Source organism: Pseudomonas sp. LW8 (assembly GCF_041956865.1).
GTDB classification, from domain to species: domain Bacteria; phylum Pseudomonadota; class Gammaproteobacteria; order Pseudomonadales; family Pseudomonadaceae; genus Aquipseudomonas; species Aquipseudomonas siliginis.
In genome coordinates this window covers 795,987-811,410 of the sequence record NZ_CP168138.1, presented here as the reverse complement: position 1 = coordinate 811,410, position 15,424 = coordinate 795,987, and the positions used below count along the sequence as shown (strand labels likewise).

Below are 15,424 nucleotides of genomic sequence, written 5' to 3'. Positions count from 1 at the left end.
CATTGCAACGGCGGCGTTTCTGACGTCGCCGTTGCTTTATCTACCGGGAAAAAAGGAAAAGTCCTACACCCAAATCCGCCGCAGATGATTGCTTCGGTATAGGCGCGTCGACTTTTCCTACGAGCATTAAGGCAATTACGTATTTACTGCCAGAGGCACGGTGCCTACCGTCGCGTACTGACCAGTGTCTGCGTGGGCCACCGGTTTTGCCGTACGTATTTGGATTGAGCTCAATGCGACCAGAAAGTCCCGGGATCGGGATCCAGGTGCATTGCATAACACTAAAAAAAGAGGGAGCGTCATGCGCCATACCTTGGTTTTTTCCGCACTGTTGGGCGCCGGCCTGTTGGCCGCCACGTCTGCAAGCTACGCCGCCAGCGACAGCCTGGTGTTCTGCTCGGAAGGCAGCCCGGCGGGTTTCGATACCGCGCAATACACGACGGCCACCGACAACGACGCCGCCGAGCCGCTGTACAACCGCCTGGTGGAGTTCGAAAAAGGCGCGACCAATGTCGTACCCGGTCTGGCAACCAAGTGGGACATTTCCGAAGATGGCCTGAAATACACCTTTCACCTGCGTGAAGGCGTGAAATTTCACACAACCCCTTACTTCAAGCCGAGCCGCGATTTCAACGCCGACGACGTGCTGTTCACGTTCAATCGCATGCTCGATGCGCAACAGCCGTTCCGCAAGGCCTATCCCACCGAGTTTCCGTACTTCAACGGGATGAGCCTGAACAAGAACATCGCCAAGGTCGAGAAGACCGGACCGCTGACCGTGGAGTTCACGCTCAACAGTGTTGACGCCGCGTTCATCCAGAACATCGCCATGAGCTTCGCCGCCATTCTGTCTGCCGAATACGCCGACAAGCTGCTGGCCGACGGCAAGCCGAGCGACATCAACCAGAAGCCGATCGGCACCGGGCCGTTCGTGTTCAAGAGCTACCAGAAAGACTCGAATATCCGTTACACCGGTAACCCGCAGTACTGGGATCCGAGCCGGGTCAAGCTGAAGAACCTGATTTTCGCGATCAACACCGACGCTTCGGTACGTGTGCAGAAGCTCAAGGCCAACGAGTGCCAGATCACCCTGCACCCGCGCCCTGCCGATGTTGAAGCGCTGAAGGCCGACCCGAAATTGCAACTGATTTCCAAGCCGGGCTTCAACCTCGGCTACATCGCCTACAACGTGCGCCACAAGCCGTTCGATCAACTGGAAGTGCGTCAGGCGCTGGACATGGCGGTGAATAAACAGGGAATTCTCAACGCTGTTTATCAAGGCGCCGGCCAACTGGCCGTCAACGCCATGCCACCGACCCAGTGGTCCTACGACGACACCATCAAGGACGCCGCCTACAACCCGGAAAAAGCCAAGGAACTGCTCAAGGCTGCCGGGGTGAAAGAAGGCACCGAGATCACCCTGTGGGCAATGCCGGTGCAGCGTCCGTACAACCCGAACGCCAAACTGATGGCCGAAATGCTCCAGTCCGACTGGGCCAAGATCGGTCTGAAAGTGAAGATCGTCAGTTACGAATGGGGCGAGTACATCAAGCGCACCAAGAACGGCGAGCACGACGTCAGCCTGATCGGCTGGACCGGTGACAATGGGGATCCGGACAACTGGCTGGGCACGCTGTACAGCTGTGACGCCATCGGCGGCAACAACTACTCCATGTGGTGCGATCCGGCTTACGACAAGCTGATCAAACAGGCCAAGGTCGTCACCGACCGCGACCAGCGCACCGTGCTTTATAAACAGGCCCAGCAATTGCTTAAACAGCAAGTGCCGATCACGCCTGTCGCCCACTCGACGGTCAACCAGCCGTTAAGCACCCGGGTCGAAGGATTCAAAGTCAGCCCGTTCGGCCGCAACGTGTTCTCGGGTGTCAGTATCGATTAAACCAACCGATTAGCCGCAATGCTGAGGGGAGCCGTCTACTCCCCTCACGCAAGCGCTTTGCCTAAATTCGCCAATCCGGCTTTTTGCAAACGTTTGCGATGTGTGAACGAGTTCTAAACCAATAACCGGCATACCAAAAAAAGCCGGGATAAAAAGAAAGTAAAGGAGCTTCACCCATGAAACTGAGCAGCACCGCGATACTGGCCTTGGCCATCAGCAGCATCACCGCCACGGCTTATGCGGAAACCCAGAGCCAGGCGTTCACCCCGGTGACCGTCAACACCAAAAGCGCCCAAGCTGAGGCCACCGGCTTTCTGGAAGGTCAGTCGATTACTGGATCGACGCGTAACTGGTACGCCAACGAAGAACTCAAGCGTGGCGCCAAATTCCGCTATAAACATAACGACACGCTGCAAACCACTGATCGCCGCATCAACTGGGTACAGGGGACCATCATCAAGTACAACTCCGGGTTCACCGAAGGTACTGTCGGTATCAGCACCGAAGTTGCGCTGTACAACGCCATTGCGCTGGAGCGTGACCGCAAAAACCTTGCATCCGGCAACGGCGGCGCTCCGGAAGCCGGTCTCGAGCGCCCAGGCAACAACCGTACACTGACCCGTAACGGGGGTGACGCTGAAGGCCAATGGAGCAAACTGGGCTTGGCTAACGTCAAAGCTCGGGTTTCCAATACCACCCTGACCGCTGGCCGCCAAAACTTCAGCAGCCCGATGGTTGACGTGATCGGCAACCGTCCCCTGCCTTCGAGCTTTCAAGGCGTCAGTCTGCACAGTGAAGAGCTGGAAAACCTGACCTTCGACATCGCGACGTTCGATCAGAACTCGCCGCGTACAGAAGAAAGCCAGCGCAAGTTCCGTTCCGAATACGCTGATTCGATCATTGAAATTGATCACGTCAACACCGCTGGTATTTCCTATCAGCCGTTTGCCAGCCTGAAAACCAGCTTGTGGGCCACTCAAGCTGAAGACATGTGGAAACAGTACTACTTCGGCGCCACCCACGAACTGGGCGACAGCCAGATTCTGAGCCTGACCACCGGCCTGAACTACTACAAGACCGTGGATGAAGGTAAAGCCAAGCTGGGTGACATCGACAACGATACGTACTCGCTGTCCCTGGGTCTGACTCACCAGGCCCATAGCCTGACGTTCTCGTACCAGGAAATTAACGGCAACGAGTACTTCGACTACCTGCACGAAACCAACGGTATTTACCTGGCCAACTCCCTGCTCTCGGACTTCAACGGCCCGAACGAGAAATCCTTCCAAGTCGCTTACGGTCTGAACATGGCTGAATATGGCGTGCCTGGCTTGAAGTTCAACGTCTACAGCGCTCGTGGTTGGGGCATCGACGGTACCCACTATAAAGGCGGCGCTTATGACAGCGTGCTGGCGATGGATGGCGAACACCACTACGAATACGGAATCGGTGCTGCTTACGCGGTTCAAAGTGGTCCGCTCAAAGCCACGGCCATCCGCGCCACCTACACTGCGCACCGTGCCAGTGATAATCAGCTGGATGGCAGCATCAACGAGTTCCGTCTCGTAACCACCATCCCGTTCAACATTCTGTAAAAACGCCAACCGACGGCTGACTCATGATGAGTCGGCCGTTCGGTTTTCTGTCTTCAACCGATTGCAGAGGGTTATCGATGAAAATGCTTCCCCTACGTGCGGCCATCGCGGCTGCGTTGCTGAGTGTCGCTGTCGGCGCCTCGGCCAAACCCTTGGTGGTCTGCACCGAAGCCAGCCCGGAAGGCTTCGATATGGTCCAGTACACAACTGCAGTCACGGCGGACGCTGTGGCCGAAACCATCTTCAATCGCCTGGCCGATTTCAAGCCCGGCACCACCGAAGTGATCCCGGCGCTCGCCGAGTCCTGGGACATCAGCGAAGACGGCCTGACCTACACGTTCCACCTGCGCAAAGGCGTCAAGTTTCACACCACCGAATATTTCAAGCCGACCCGCGACATGAATGCCGACGACGTGGTCTGGAGCTTCCAGCGTCAGCTGGACCCGAATCACCCGTGGCACAAACTGTCGAGCGTGGGCTTCCCGTACTTTGAAAGCATGGGCTTCAAGGAACTGCTCAAAAGCGTAGAAAAAGTCGACGACAATACGGTCAAGTTCACCCTGACCCGTCGCGAAGCGCCGTTCCTGGCCGACATCGCCATGGCCTTCTCGTCGATCTACCCGGCCGAGTACGCCGACCAGTTGCTCAAGGCCAACAAGACCGGCGATCTTAACAACAAGCCGATCGGCACCGGCCCGTTTATCTTCCAGCGCTACGCCAAGGATGCGCAGGTGCGCTTCAAGGCCAACCCGGATTATTTCCGTGGCAAGCCACCGGCCGACGCGTTGATCCTGGCGATCGCCACCGACAACAACGTGCGCCTGCAAAAGCTCAAGGCCAACGAGTGCCAGGTCGCGCTGTATCCGAAACCGGATGACATCCCGAGCATCAAGAAAGACAGCAACCTGAAAGTCGACGAGCTGGACGCGATGACCGTTTCGTACATCGCCATGAACACCCAGCACAAGTACATGAGCGACGTACGCGTGCGCAAAGCCATCGACATCGCGTTCGACAAGGAAGCCTACGTCAACGCGCTGTTCGGCAAGGGCAACGCGTCGGTGGCGGTCAACCCGTACCCGCCGACCCTGCTCGGCTACAACCATGATCTGAAAAACCCGCCACGCGACCTCGACAAGGCACGCGCCCTGCTCAAGGAAGCCGGGGTTCCGGAAGGCACCACTTTCACACTGTTCACCCGCAACGGCGGCGGTCCGACCAACCCCAACCCGATGCTCGGTGCGCAGATGATGCAGGCTGACCTGGCGAAAGTCGGGATCAAGATCGACATCCGCGTGATGGAATGGGGCGAAATGCTCAAGCGCGCCAAGGCCGGCGAGCACGACATGGTCTCGGCCGGATGGGCGGGCGACAACGGCGACCCGGATAACTTCCTGACGCCTATGCTCAGTTGCGAGGCCGCCAAGAACGGCGAAAACTACGCACGCTGGTGCAACGAGAAATTCCAGGCACTGCTGGATGAAGCGCGGGCTAAAGTAGATCCGGCCGAACGCGCCGCGCTCTACGAACAGGCTCAAGTGCTGTTTAATCAGGACCAGCCATGGATCAGCATGGCCCATACTCGGATGTTCACTGCAATGCGCAACAATGTAGAGGGCTACCACATCAGCCCTCTCACCACTAATAACTTCGCCACCACCCAGGTGAAGTAGATAAGAAACGCCCGGTGCTCCTGACCTATGGAACACCGGGCACGCCTAACCGGCTGATGAGGTACCACACAAGATGTTTAGTTTTATTGCCCGCCGACTGGGGTTGTTGATCCCCACGTTTTTCGGCATCACCTTGCTGACTTTCGCGTTGATTCGCATGATTCCGGGCGACCCCGTGGAAGTGATGATGGGCGAACGTCGGGTCGACCCCGAAATGCACGCTCAGGCAATGGAACGCCTGGGGCTGAACAAGCCGCTGTATGCCCAGTATCTGGACTACATCGGCAAACTGGCCCAGGGCGATCTCGGTGAGTCGTTGCGTACCCGTGAAAGCGTGTGGACCGAGTTCACCTCTCTTTTCCCGGCGACCCTGGAACTGTCCATGGCCGCCCTGCTGTTCGCTGGCATCCTCGGGCTTCTGGCCGGGGTGATCGCGGCACTCAAACGAGGATCGCTGTTCGACCACGGGGTGATGGGCATCTCCCTCGCGGGCTATTCGATGCCGATCTTCTGGTGGGGCCTGATCCTGATCATGTTCTTCTCGGTGAGCCTGGGCTGGACCCCGGTCTCCGGGCGCATCGACCTGCTGTATGACATCGAGCCGAAAACCGGCTTCATGCTGATCGACACGCTGCTGGCCGATGACGTCGGCGCGTTCTTCGACGCCCTCCATCACCTGATCCTGCCGGCCATCGTGCTCGGCACCATTCCGCTGGCGGTAATCGCGCGGATGACCCGTTCGTCGATGCTCGAAGTGCTGCGCGAAGACTACATCCGCACCGCCAAGGCCAAAGGCCTGTCGCCGTCGCGCGTGGTGTTCGTGCATGGTCTGCGCAACGCACTGATTCCGGTGCTGACGGTTGTAGGTCTGCAAGTCGGTACTTTGCTGGCCGGTGCGGTCCTGACCGAAACCATCTTCTCCTGGCCCGGCATCGGTAAATGGCTGATCGAAGCCATCGGCGCCCGGGACTATCCGGTGGTGCAAAACGGCATCCTGTTAATCGCCTGCCTGGTGATTCTGGTCAACTTCGTAGTGGACATCCTCTACGGCTTTGCCAACCCACGCATCCGTCATCAGCGCTGAGGTCAATACCCATGAGCACTCCAACATCCTCAGTAGCCACCGCCACGTCCGCCGTGGATCAAAGCCTGCTGTACCCGTCGCCGTACAAAGAATTCTGGCAAGCGTTCTCGAAGAACAAGGGCGCCGTTGCCGGCCTGCTGTTCATGCTGCTGATCATCTTCTGCGCGATCTTCGCGCCGTGGGTCGCGCCGCATAACCCGAGCGAGCAATACCGTGACTTCCTGCTGACGCCGCCGGCGTGGCTCGAAGGCGGGCAGATGCAGTTCCTGCTCGGCACCGACGAACTCGGCCGTGACCTGCTGTCGCGCCTGATCCAGGGCTCGCGCCTGTCGCTGCTGATCGGCTTGTCGTCGGTGGTAATGTCGCTGATTCCGGGGATCCTGCTGGGTCTGTTTGCCGGTTTCTTCCCGAAAGTGGTCGGCCCGACCATCATGCGTCTGATGGACATCATGCTGGCCCTGCCGTCGCTGCTGCTGGCCGTGGCAATCGTCGCCATCCTCGGCCCTGGCCTGATCAACACCGTGATCGCGATTGCCGTGGTTTCCCTGCCGTCCTACGTGCGTCTGACCCGTGCCGCCGTCATGGGCGAACTGAACCGCGACTACGTCACCGCCGCGCGTCTGGCCGGTGCCGGTCTGCCGCGCCTGATGTTCATCACCGTGCTGCCCAACTGCATGGCGCCGCTGATCGTGCAGGCAACCCTGAGCTTCTCTTCGGCGATTCTCGATGCCGCCGCACTGGGCTTCCTCGGCCTCGGCGTACAACCGCCAACCCCTGAGTGGGGCACCATGCTGGCCTCGGCCCGCGACTACATCGAACGCGCCTGGTGGGTGGTGAGCCTGCCTGGTCTGACCATTTTGCTCAGCGTGCTGGCAATCAACTTGATGGGCGACGGCCTGCGCGATGCGCTGGACCCGAAACTCAAGAACGCCGCCTGAGGAGATTCAAATGTCACTGCTAGAAATCAAGAATCTCAACGTCCGCTTCGGCGACAAGACCGCGACCCCGGTGGTCGACGGCCTCGACCTGAAGGTCGACAAAGGCGAAGTATTGGCCATCGTTGGCGAGTCGGGTTCGGGTAAATCCGTGACCATGATGGCGCTGATGGGCCTGATCGAGCATCCCGGCATCGTCACCGCTGACTCGCTCAGCTTCGACGGCAAGGACATGCTCAAGCTGAGCAACCGTCAGCGTCGGCAGATCGTCGGCAAAGATCTGTCGATGGTCTTCCAGGACCCGATGACCGCACTGAACCCGAGCTACACCGTCGGTTTCCAGATCGAGGAAGTGCTGCGCCTGCACCTGAAAATGTCCGGCAAGCAAGCGCGCAAGCGTGCCATCGAACTGCTGGAAAAAGTCGAGATCCCGGGCGCCGCCAGCCGTATGGACGCTTACCCGCATCAACTGTCTGGCGGTATGAGCCAGCGTGTTGCGATCGCCATGGCGATTGCCGGCGAGCCGAAACTGTTGATCGCCGACGAACCGACCACCGCGCTGGACGTGACGATTCAGGCGCAGATCATGGATCTGCTGCTGGCGTTGCAGAAAGAACAGAACATGGGCCTGGTGCTGATCACTCACGACCTCGCGGTCGTGGCGGAAACTGCCCAGCGCGTCTGCGTGATGTACGCCGGTCAAGCCGTGGAAGTCGGTCAGGTGCCGCAACTGTTCGACATCCCGGCGCACCCGTACAGCGAAGCGCTGCTCAAGGCGATTCCCGAGCACAGCCTCGGCGCCTCACGCCTGTCGACCCTGCCGGGCATCGTCCCGGGCCGCTACGACCGTCCGCAGGGGTGCCTGCTGTCGCCGCGCTGCCCGTACGTGCAGGACAACTGCCGCACCCAGCGTCCGGGCCTTGATCCGAAAGCCAACAGCCTCGCCCGCTGCTTCTACCCGCTGAACCAGGAGGTGGCGTAATGGCCGTCGTACTTACCGCCCGCGACCTGACCCGTCACTACGAAGTCTCCCGTGGCCTGTTCAAGGGCCACGCCACCGTGCGCGCGCTCAACGGCGTGTCGTTCGAACTGGAAGCCGGCAAGACCCTCGCCGTAGTGGGTGAGTCGGGCTGCGGCAAATCCACCCTCGCCCGCGCCCTGACGCTGATCGAAGAGCCGTCGTCGGGCTCGCTGCAGATCGCCGGCCAGGAAGTCGCCGGCGCCGACAAGGCCGAGCGCAAGCAACTGCGCAAAGACGTGCAGATGGTGTTCCAGAGCCCGTACGCATCGTTGAATCCACGGCAGAAAATCGGTGACCAACTGGCCGAGCCGCTGCTGATCAACACCAAGCTGTCGGCCAGCGAACGTCGCGAGAAAGTCCAGGCGATGATGAAGCAGGTCGGCTTGCGGCCCGAGCATTACCAGCGCTATCCGCACATGTTCTCCGGCGGTCAGCGCCAGCGTATCGCTCTGGCGCGGGCAATGATGCTGCAACCGAAAGTGCTGGTCGCGGACGAACCGACTTCGGCACTGGACGTATCGATTCAGGCCCAAGTGCTGAACCTGTTCATGGATTTGCAGCAGGAGTTCAACACCGCCTACGTGTTCATCTCGCACAACCTCGCGGTGGTGCAGCACGTGGCCGATGACGTGATGGTGATGTACCTCGGCCGCCCGGTGGAATTGGGTCCGAAGAACGACATCTACGAACGCCCGCTGCACCCGTACACCCAGGCGCTGTTGTCGGCGACCCCGACCATTCACCCGGACCCGAACAAGCCGAAAATCAAAATCGTCGGCGAACTGCCCAACCCGCTGAACCCGCCACCGGGCTGCGCTTTCCACAAGCGCTGCCCGTACGCGACCGAACGCTGCAGCACGGAAGAACCGCTGTTGCGTGAGCTGGATAATCGGCAGGTGGCCTGCCACTACGCCGAGCAGTTTCTCGACGGCGCGGCGTAGGCCCACGAAATATCTCATGTGGGAGCGAGCCTGCTCGCGAAGGCGTCATTTCGGTCAATATCATCGGTGACTGATTAACCGCTTTCGCGAGCAGGCTCGCTCCCACAGGGAATTCGTGTTGATTCAAGAGTTCACGCGATAACAAAACCCCTTCCACCTCAATTGCGCATCAGTCGAGGCAGAAGGGGTTTTTCTTTGGCCGGCGATCTATGTCTGGCTATCGCCTTCGTCACCCGGATCATCGGTGTCCGGCTCGTCGGTCGTCGAGTCATCATCTTCGGCGCTGCCACCCTGATTCATATCCCCCGGCTCCGACTCGGATTTGGCAAGCATCAGCCCGCTATGCCCGACCTGCCCATTGAACGCCTGAGATTCGTGATCCTCGCACTCGGCCCACGCCGTTGCGGTGCCGAGGGATAGCATCACCATCACTTTCAACAACATCAAAACCCGTAGCAATCTGCTTTTCATGGCCGACTCCATCCTGTTGCGCTAAGACATGCTTGCCGGACTGGCTCCGAGTGAAATCTAGTTGCGATCCGACCGGCTCACCACTTAGGACGCGACCGCGCAGGCAGAAATGCCATCGACCGCCAGATTGCTTTCGAATAACCCCGATAACCGAAACAGCTAAGCGCCTCGCGTGGCCTGCCAGGTCAGTGGAATGGAGATCAACACCAGCAGCGCGCTCATCTGCCACACACTGTGCCCGCCAAACTGGCCATACAGCTGACTGCTGAGCACCGGCGACAACAGCGCGCTGGCACTCCAGCTCATGAAGAACAGCCCGAAGTACTGACCGCTCTTGCCGCTCTGCGCAAAGTGCATCGCCAGCACATTCAGTGGCGGCATGAACAGCGCCTCGCCCAGCGTCCAGATCAGCGTCGACAGACAGACAAAAGCCAAGCCGGAACCGAACGGCAACATGCCCATCCCACAGGCCAACAGGACACTGCCAACGAGCATCTGCCAACGCGAGCCCCAGCGTTCGACCGAGTGCGATAGCGGGATTTGTAAAGCGATCACCAACAGCGCATTGAGCCCGAACTGCCAGCCGATCGCCTCTGTGCTCAGGTGGTAGTAATCACGCAGATAATTGCCCAGCGTGCTGTAGACCGTGTCGAACGCGATGCCGAGCACGGCCGTCGCCGCCAGCAACCAGAGGAACGGCTTGTCGCGAAGCGGCACGCTCGAGCCATCGGCGGATTCGTCTCCAACCACCAGCACCGGCCGCCGCCACGTTGTGCGCACGAACCACAGCAACGCCAGCATCGTCATCGCCGCACTGGCAAAAAACACCCAACGAAAATCCGCTTGCGCCAACACCCCACCCGCCACCCCGGCAGCGGCCATGCCGAGATTACGCGCGACCCGACTCAGGGCCTGCGCACGCGAGCGTTGCGCGACTTCGCAATACTCCATGATCAGCCGCTGATGCAACGTCCGAATCGCGCCGTCGATGACACCGCTGAGCAACAACAAAGCGGCCAGCCACGGCACCTGCGTCACCAGCCCCAACAGCATCAGCACCCACACCGAAACGAAAAACAGCGCCGCCGTCAACCGCGCCGTGCGCACGTGATCACTGAGCCAGCCACCGAGCATCGAACCGACCAGCAACCCAGCGCCATAGGCCGACAGCAACCAGCCGACGGTTTCAATCGCCAGCCCCAGTTCCTGACGCAGGTACAGCGCCATGAACAACTTGACCATGGCGCTGAGGCGGTTGATGAACAACAGAGCCGCGAGGACCCAGGCCATGGGGGTGAAATAGCCGTTGGGGCGCAGGAGTTGGGTCAGTCCTTTGAGCATGTAACGTCCGATGGGCGCGAGGGTTTGATGAACAGTAGACGGCTTGGATTGGAATGTCGTGGGGGTGAGGTCAGCGGAAGTAAAAGCAGAGCATGGCTACGACGTAGAGGGAAAACGCCTTACGGAAAAATCGCCGCGCCCGGATTCAACTTGATTTTTCACGCGGCGTTAAAGATCAAAAGCCCCTCACCCTAACCCTCTCCCGGAGGGAGAGGGGACTGACCGGGTCGCTTGGGCAAGGTACGCCGACCTGAAATACCGAGCCGAACTCGGGATTTGAACAGATCATCAATCGGCCCCCTCTCCCTCGGGAGAGGGCTGGGCGGGCGGCGTTCCGATGAGGGGCGAATCCAACACAGATCCAAAGCAGACCACACGCTTCTCGCCACTCAAAACAATGAGCGCAAGCTCGAGTGCCTTTGATCTTGCTTTTGATCCACGGGCGACGTCGGAAGGCTGAGTGGAGGGATTGATCCGGGCGTGGGAGCGCAGCGACCGTTCGACGAAGTCGAACACAGCGGAAGGAGGTGCAGCGAAGCAAACCGGAGCCGCTGCGCCCGGATCAGTCCCGAAACGAAGGAACCCGAGCCTGCGAGGGCCGAACGCAGGAGCAAGCGTTTTTTGCTTACTTTTTTAGGCGCTTGTAAAAAAGTAAGTCGCCGTAAGGGCGAAACCGCCAGCCGCAGCCCCCGCAGCAACGGATATTCACCCAAAACCCCAACAGCCTGGTCGGCCCAACGGCCGCCAAGACCAAAAGCGGCAGCCCATAAAAAAGCCCCCAAGGCCTACACCTCAGGGGCTTTCAGAAAAACACCTCAAACCTTAATGATGCTCCCGCGTCGCGCGGAATTTCACATCCGGCCAGCGCTCTTCCATCAACGCCAGATTCACCCGCGTCGGCGCCAGGTAAGTCAGGTGACCACCGCCATCGAGCGCGAGATTCTCCACCGCCTTGTTGGAAAACTCCTCAAGCTTCTTCTTGTCGTCGCACTCGATCCAGCGCGCCGAATACACAGTGATCGGCTCATACGAGCACTCGACCTTGTATTCCTCTTTCAAACGGCTGGCGACCACATCGAACTGCAGCACACCGACGGCACCAAGAATGATGTCGTTGCTGCGCTCCGGGAAGAACACCTGCGTCGCGCCCTCTTCCGCCAACTGCTGCAGGCCCTGACGCAACTGCTTGGACTTCAGCGGATCACGCAGACGCACGCGACGGAACAGTTCCGGGGCGAAGTGCGGAATACCGGTGAAACCAAGGACTTCGCCTTCGCTGAAGGTGTCACCGATCTGGATCGTGCCGTGGTTGTGCAGACCGATGATGTCGCCAGCGTAGGCTTCTTCGAGCTGTTCACGCTCGGAGGAGAAGAACGTCAGGGCGTCGCCGATGCGCACGTCCTTGCCGGTGCGCACGTGGCGCATCTTCATGCCTTTTTCGTACTTGCCGGAGCAGATACGCATGAAGGCGATGCGGTCGCGGTGTTTCGGGTCCATGTTCGCCTGGATCTTGAAGATGAAGCCCGAGAACTTCTCTTCCACCGGCTCGACGGTACGCTCATTGGCCACACGGGCCAGCGGACGCGGCGCCCAATCGACGACAGCATCGAGCACATGGTCGACACCGAAGTTGCCCAGCGCCGTACCGAAGAACACCGGGGTCAGTTGGCCGTCGAGGAATTCCTGCTGGTTGAATTCGTGACAGGCGCCCTGCACCAGTTCCAGCTGCTCGATGAAACGATCGTACTCGTCGCCCAGATGCGCGCGCGCCTCGTCGGAGTCGAGTTTTTCGATGATCTTGGTTTCGGTACGCTCGTGACCGTGACCGGCGGTGTAGACAATGATGTAGTCGTCGGCCAGGTGATACACGCCCTTGAAATCGCGGTAGCAACCGATCGGCCAGGTGATCGGCGCAGCCTTGATCTTCAGAACGGCTTCGATCTCGTCGAGCAGTTCGATCGGGTCGCGGATGTCACGGTCGAGTTTGTTGATGAAGCTGACGATCGGCGTGTCACGCAGACGGCAGACGTCCATCAGCGCAATGGTCCGTGGCTCTACGCCCTTACCGCCGTCGAGCACCATCAAGGCCGAGTCCACCGCTGTCAGGGTGCGGTAGGTGTCTTCGGAGAAGTCTTCGTGGCCCGGGGTGTCGAGCAGGTTGATCATGTGTTCGCGATAGGGGAACTGCATGACCGACGTGGTAATGGAAATACCCCGCTGCTTCTCCATCTCCATCCAGTCGGATGTCGCATGGCGATCGGATTTGCGGGATTTCACCGTACCGGCCACTGCAATCGCCTTGCCCATCAACAGGAGCTTTTCGGTGATTGTGGTTTTACCGGCATCGGGGTGGGAAATAATGGCGAAAGTGCGGCGTTTCGCGACTTCGGCGGCCTGTTGGGTCATGGGAAATCGCCTGGCGGTGATTCAAAAAAGGGCGGCGAGTATAGCTTAAAAAGTGATCGCCAAACCACCGTCCCTCGGCCGCGCAAAACCCCGTAGGAGCTGCCGAAGGCTGCGATCTTTTGATCTTGTTTTCAGCAGCAAAGTCAAAAGATCGCAGCCTTCGGCAGCTCCAACAGGGTGGCCAAATAGTGTCTAACGTGGGAACCTTTTAAAGCACGGAGACGTCCATCCCCTGTTACGAACTTTCGTCAGGGGCTGAAAAATCAGCAAGTTAGCCTGACGAGGCTGCGCTCATGGCTCGCTTTCAGACCGCTTTGCCGGCTCTGAAAAACGGCTACTTTTCGCGAACGCTGACTCCGGCAGCCAGGAATGGCTTGCCACGCGGAGCAGCGCTCGCCGACTACAAAAAAAGGAGTCCGCCTGTGGCTATCCGCTATGGCAAAGGGCTGATGGGAGGTGCGGTGGTGATCGCGCTCCTGGCCCTGCTGGTCCACTGGATCGGCATCAACACGATCGAACACTACCGCGACGATTTGTTGTTTTACCTGCAAGCTCATCTGATTCTCGTCCTCGCTTCCATGCTGGCCGCCCTTGTCGTGGGCATTCCCGCCGGTATCTTCCTCAGCCGCCCGACCATGGTCGGCCGCGCCGAACGCTTCATGCAGATCTTCAATATCGGCAATACCGTGCCACCGCTGGCCGTGCTCGCGATTGCGCTGGGCATCCTCGGCATCGGCAGTGGCCCGGCGATCTTCGCGCTGTTCCTCGCCTCGCTGTTGCCGATCGTGCGCAACACCTATGAAGGCCTGAAAAATGTTCAGGGCTCGCTGAAAGAAGCCGCTGTCGGCATCGGCATGACGCCGCGCCAAGTGCTGTGGAAAGTCGAATTGCCCAACGCCGTGCCGATCATCGTCGGTGGCGTGCGTGTCGCACTGGCGATCAACGTCGGCACTGCGCCGCTGGCGTTCCTGATCGGCGCCAACAGCCTCGGCAGCCTGATCTTCCCTGGCATCGCCCTGAACAATCAGCCACAACTGCTGCTCGGCGCCGCGTGCACCGCGCTGTTGGCGCTGTTGCTCGATGGCGTGGTCACCCTCGCCAGCCGTCTCTGGCTGGAACGCGGTTTGCGCCCGTCTTAAGGCTTTGCGAAGGAATATTTATGAAACGACTTAGCTTGATCTTAGGCTGCGTCCTGCTGTTCGCAGGAATCGCGCAAGCCGCTGAAAAACCGGTCATCCGCCTCGGCGCCCGGGTCTTCACAGAGCAGACCCTGCTCGCCGAAATCACCGCGCAATACCTGCGCAGCAAAGGCTACGACGCGCAAATCACCGGCGGTCTGGGCAGCAACCTCGCGCGCAGCGCCCACGAAAGTGGCCAGCTGGACCTGCTCTGGGAATACACCGGCGTGTCGCTGGTGGCCTATAACCACGTCACTGAAAAACTCGACAGCGCGCAGTCCTACGCCCGGGTCAAAGAACTCGACGCGAAAAAAGGCCTGATCTGGCTGACGCCGTCGAAATTCAGCAACACCTACGCCCTCGCTCTGCCGAAAAAAATCGCCGAGCAATATCCGCAGATCGGCAACATCAGCCAGCTCAACGAAGTGCTGCGCGCCGAGGCCAAGACCAACCACTTGGTGGCGCTGGACACCGAGTTCGCAAACCGCTCCGACGGTCTCGACGGCATGGTCAAGCTCTACGACATGAACCTGACCCGCAAGAACATCCGCCAGATGGACGCCGGCCTGGTCTACACCGCGCTACGTAACGGTCAGGTGTTTGCCGGTCTGGTCTACACCACCGATGGCCGCCTCAATGCCTTCGGCCTGAAATTGCTGGAAGACGACAAGCATTACTTCCCCGACTACACCGCCGCTCCCGTGGTGCGTCAGGCCACGCTGGATGCCAACCCGAAACTGGCCGAACAACTCAAGCCGCTGGCCGAACTGTTCGACGACGAAACCATGCGCCAGCTCAACGCGCGGGTCGACGTCGACCACGAGAGCCCTTCGTCCGTTGCCGCCGATTTCCTGCGCCAGCATCCACTGAATTAAGAGA

The 15,424-nt window shown here is 59.6% G+C and carries 12 protein-coding genes; 9 read left to right on the top strand and 3 right to left on the bottom strand.

What is annotated here, in order from left to right; translation table 11 throughout:
* Positions 1-301: 301 nt before the first annotated feature.
* From AB9L16_RS03665 to AB9L16_RS03635, 7 genes are all read left to right on the top strand, one after another.
* Positions 302-1,900 carry an ABC transporter substrate-binding protein gene (locus tag AB9L16_RS03665; protein ID WP_041477956.1) on the top strand — a complete coding sequence of 533 codons (1,599 nt, stop codon included), beginning with the start codon at positions 302-304 and terminating at the stop codon, positions 1,898-1,900.
* 176 nt (positions 1,901-2,076) lie between these two features.
* Entirely contained in the window at positions 2,077-3,495 is a 1,419-nt protein-coding gene (locus tag AB9L16_RS03660; RefSeq protein ID WP_041477955.1) for an OprD family porin, read from the top strand.
* Positions 3,496-3,572: 77 nt separating this feature from the next.
* Positions 3,573-5,168 (top strand): ABC transporter substrate-binding protein, encoded by a 1,596-nt coding sequence (locus tag AB9L16_RS03655; protein ID WP_136491939.1) that lies wholly within the window; start codon positions 3,573-3,575, stop codon positions 5,166-5,168.
* A gap of 73 nt (positions 5,169-5,241) precedes the next feature.
* Positions 5,242-6,252, top strand: a complete 1,011-nt coding sequence (locus AB9L16_RS03650; RefSeq protein ID WP_016771720.1) for an ABC transporter permease subunit — start codon at positions 5,242-5,244, stop codon at positions 6,250-6,252.
* Positions 6,253-6,263: 11 nt separating this feature from the next.
* Positions 6,264-7,190: an ABC transporter permease subunit gene (locus tag AB9L16_RS03645; protein ID WP_016771721.1), complete on the top strand. Its 927-nt coding sequence runs from the start codon at positions 6,264-6,266 to the stop codon at positions 7,188-7,190.
* A 10-nt stretch (positions 7,191-7,200) separates the two neighbouring features.
* Positions 7,201-8,169: an ABC transporter ATP-binding protein gene (locus AB9L16_RS03640; protein WP_016771722.1), complete on the top strand. Its 969-nt coding sequence runs from the start codon at positions 7,201-7,203 to the stop codon at positions 8,167-8,169.
* Complete coding sequence (locus tag AB9L16_RS03635; RefSeq protein WP_041477953.1) at positions 8,169-9,149, top strand: peptide ABC transporter ATP-binding protein; 981 nt, start codon at positions 8,169-8,171, stop codon at positions 9,147-9,149. The genes AB9L16_RS03640 and AB9L16_RS03635 overlap by 1 nt, the downstream gene beginning before the upstream one ends.
* 207 nt (positions 9,150-9,356) lie before the next feature.
* Here AB9L16_RS03635 and AB9L16_RS03630 read toward each other — a convergent pair whose 3' ends face one another.
* From AB9L16_RS03630 to AB9L16_RS03620, 3 genes are all read right to left on the bottom strand, one after another.
* Positions 9,357-9,620, bottom strand: a complete 264-nt coding sequence (locus tag AB9L16_RS03630) for a hypothetical protein (RefSeq protein ID WP_056782908.1) — start codon at positions 9,618-9,620, stop codon at positions 9,357-9,359.
* 159 nt (positions 9,621-9,779) lie between these two features.
* Entirely contained in the window at positions 9,780-10,961 is a 1,182-nt protein-coding gene (locus AB9L16_RS03625) for an MFS transporter (protein WP_375123120.1), read from the bottom strand.
* A gap of 822 nt (positions 10,962-11,783) precedes the next feature.
* Positions 11,784-13,367, bottom strand: a complete 1,584-nt coding sequence (locus AB9L16_RS03620) for a peptide chain release factor 3 (RefSeq protein ID WP_039759481.1) — start codon at positions 13,365-13,367, stop codon at positions 11,784-11,786.
* A gap of 449 nt (positions 13,368-13,816) precedes the next feature.
* On the opposite strand from AB9L16_RS03620, the gene AB9L16_RS03615 reads away from it, so the two are divergent.
* Both AB9L16_RS03615 and AB9L16_RS03610 read left to right on the top strand, forming a co-directional pair.
* Positions 13,817-14,506, top strand: a complete 690-nt coding sequence (locus AB9L16_RS03615) for an ABC transporter permease (RefSeq protein WP_172667905.1) — start codon at positions 13,817-13,819, stop codon at positions 14,504-14,506.
* Between the two features lie 20 nt (positions 14,507-14,526).
* The gene (locus AB9L16_RS03610) at positions 14,527-15,420 is read left to right on the top strand and encodes a glycine betaine ABC transporter substrate-binding protein (RefSeq protein WP_236169299.1); all 894 of its coding nucleotides are present in this window, start codon (positions 14,527-14,529) and stop codon (positions 15,418-15,420) included.
* Positions 15,421-15,424 lie beyond the last annotated feature (4 nt).

Excerpts from the sequence above, each read along its gene's own strand:
- AB9L16_RS03665 (WP_041477956.1), top strand. The coding sequence starts at position 302 with ATGCGCCATACCTTGGTTTTTTCCGCACTGTTGGGCGCCGGCCTGTTG.
- AB9L16_RS03660 (WP_041477955.1), top strand. The coding sequence starts at position 2,077 with ATGAAACTGAGCAGCACCGCGATACTGGCCTTGGCCATCAGCAGCATC.
- AB9L16_RS03655 (WP_136491939.1), top strand. The coding sequence starts at position 3,573 with ATGAAAATGCTTCCCCTACGTGCGGCCATCGCGGCTGCGTTGCTGAGT.
- AB9L16_RS03650 (WP_016771720.1), top strand. The coding sequence starts at position 5,242 with ATGTTTAGTTTTATTGCCCGCCGACTGGGGTTGTTGATCCCCACGTTT.
- AB9L16_RS03645 (WP_016771721.1), top strand. The coding sequence starts at position 6,264 with ATGAGCACTCCAACATCCTCAGTAGCCACCGCCACGTCCGCCGTGGAT.
- AB9L16_RS03640 (WP_016771722.1), top strand. The coding sequence starts at position 7,201 with ATGTCACTGCTAGAAATCAAGAATCTCAACGTCCGCTTCGGCGACAAG.
- AB9L16_RS03635 (WP_041477953.1), top strand. The coding sequence starts at position 8,169 with ATGGCCGTCGTACTTACCGCCCGCGACCTGACCCGTCACTACGAAGTC.
- AB9L16_RS03630 (WP_056782908.1), bottom strand. The coding sequence starts at position 9,620 with ATGAAAAGCAGATTGCTACGGGTTTTGATGTTGTTGAAAGTGATGGTG.
- AB9L16_RS03625 (WP_375123120.1), bottom strand. The coding sequence starts at position 10,961 with ATGCTCAAAGGACTGACCCAACTCCTGCGCCCCAACGGCTATTTCACC.
- AB9L16_RS03620 (WP_039759481.1), bottom strand. The coding sequence starts at position 13,367 with ATGACCCAACAGGCCGCCGAAGTCGCGAAACGCCGCACTTTCGCCATT.
- AB9L16_RS03615 (WP_172667905.1), top strand. The coding sequence starts at position 13,817 with ATGGGAGGTGCGGTGGTGATCGCGCTCCTGGCCCTGCTGGTCCACTGG.
- AB9L16_RS03610 (WP_236169299.1), top strand. The coding sequence starts at position 14,527 with ATGAAACGACTTAGCTTGATCTTAGGCTGCGTCCTGCTGTTCGCAGGA.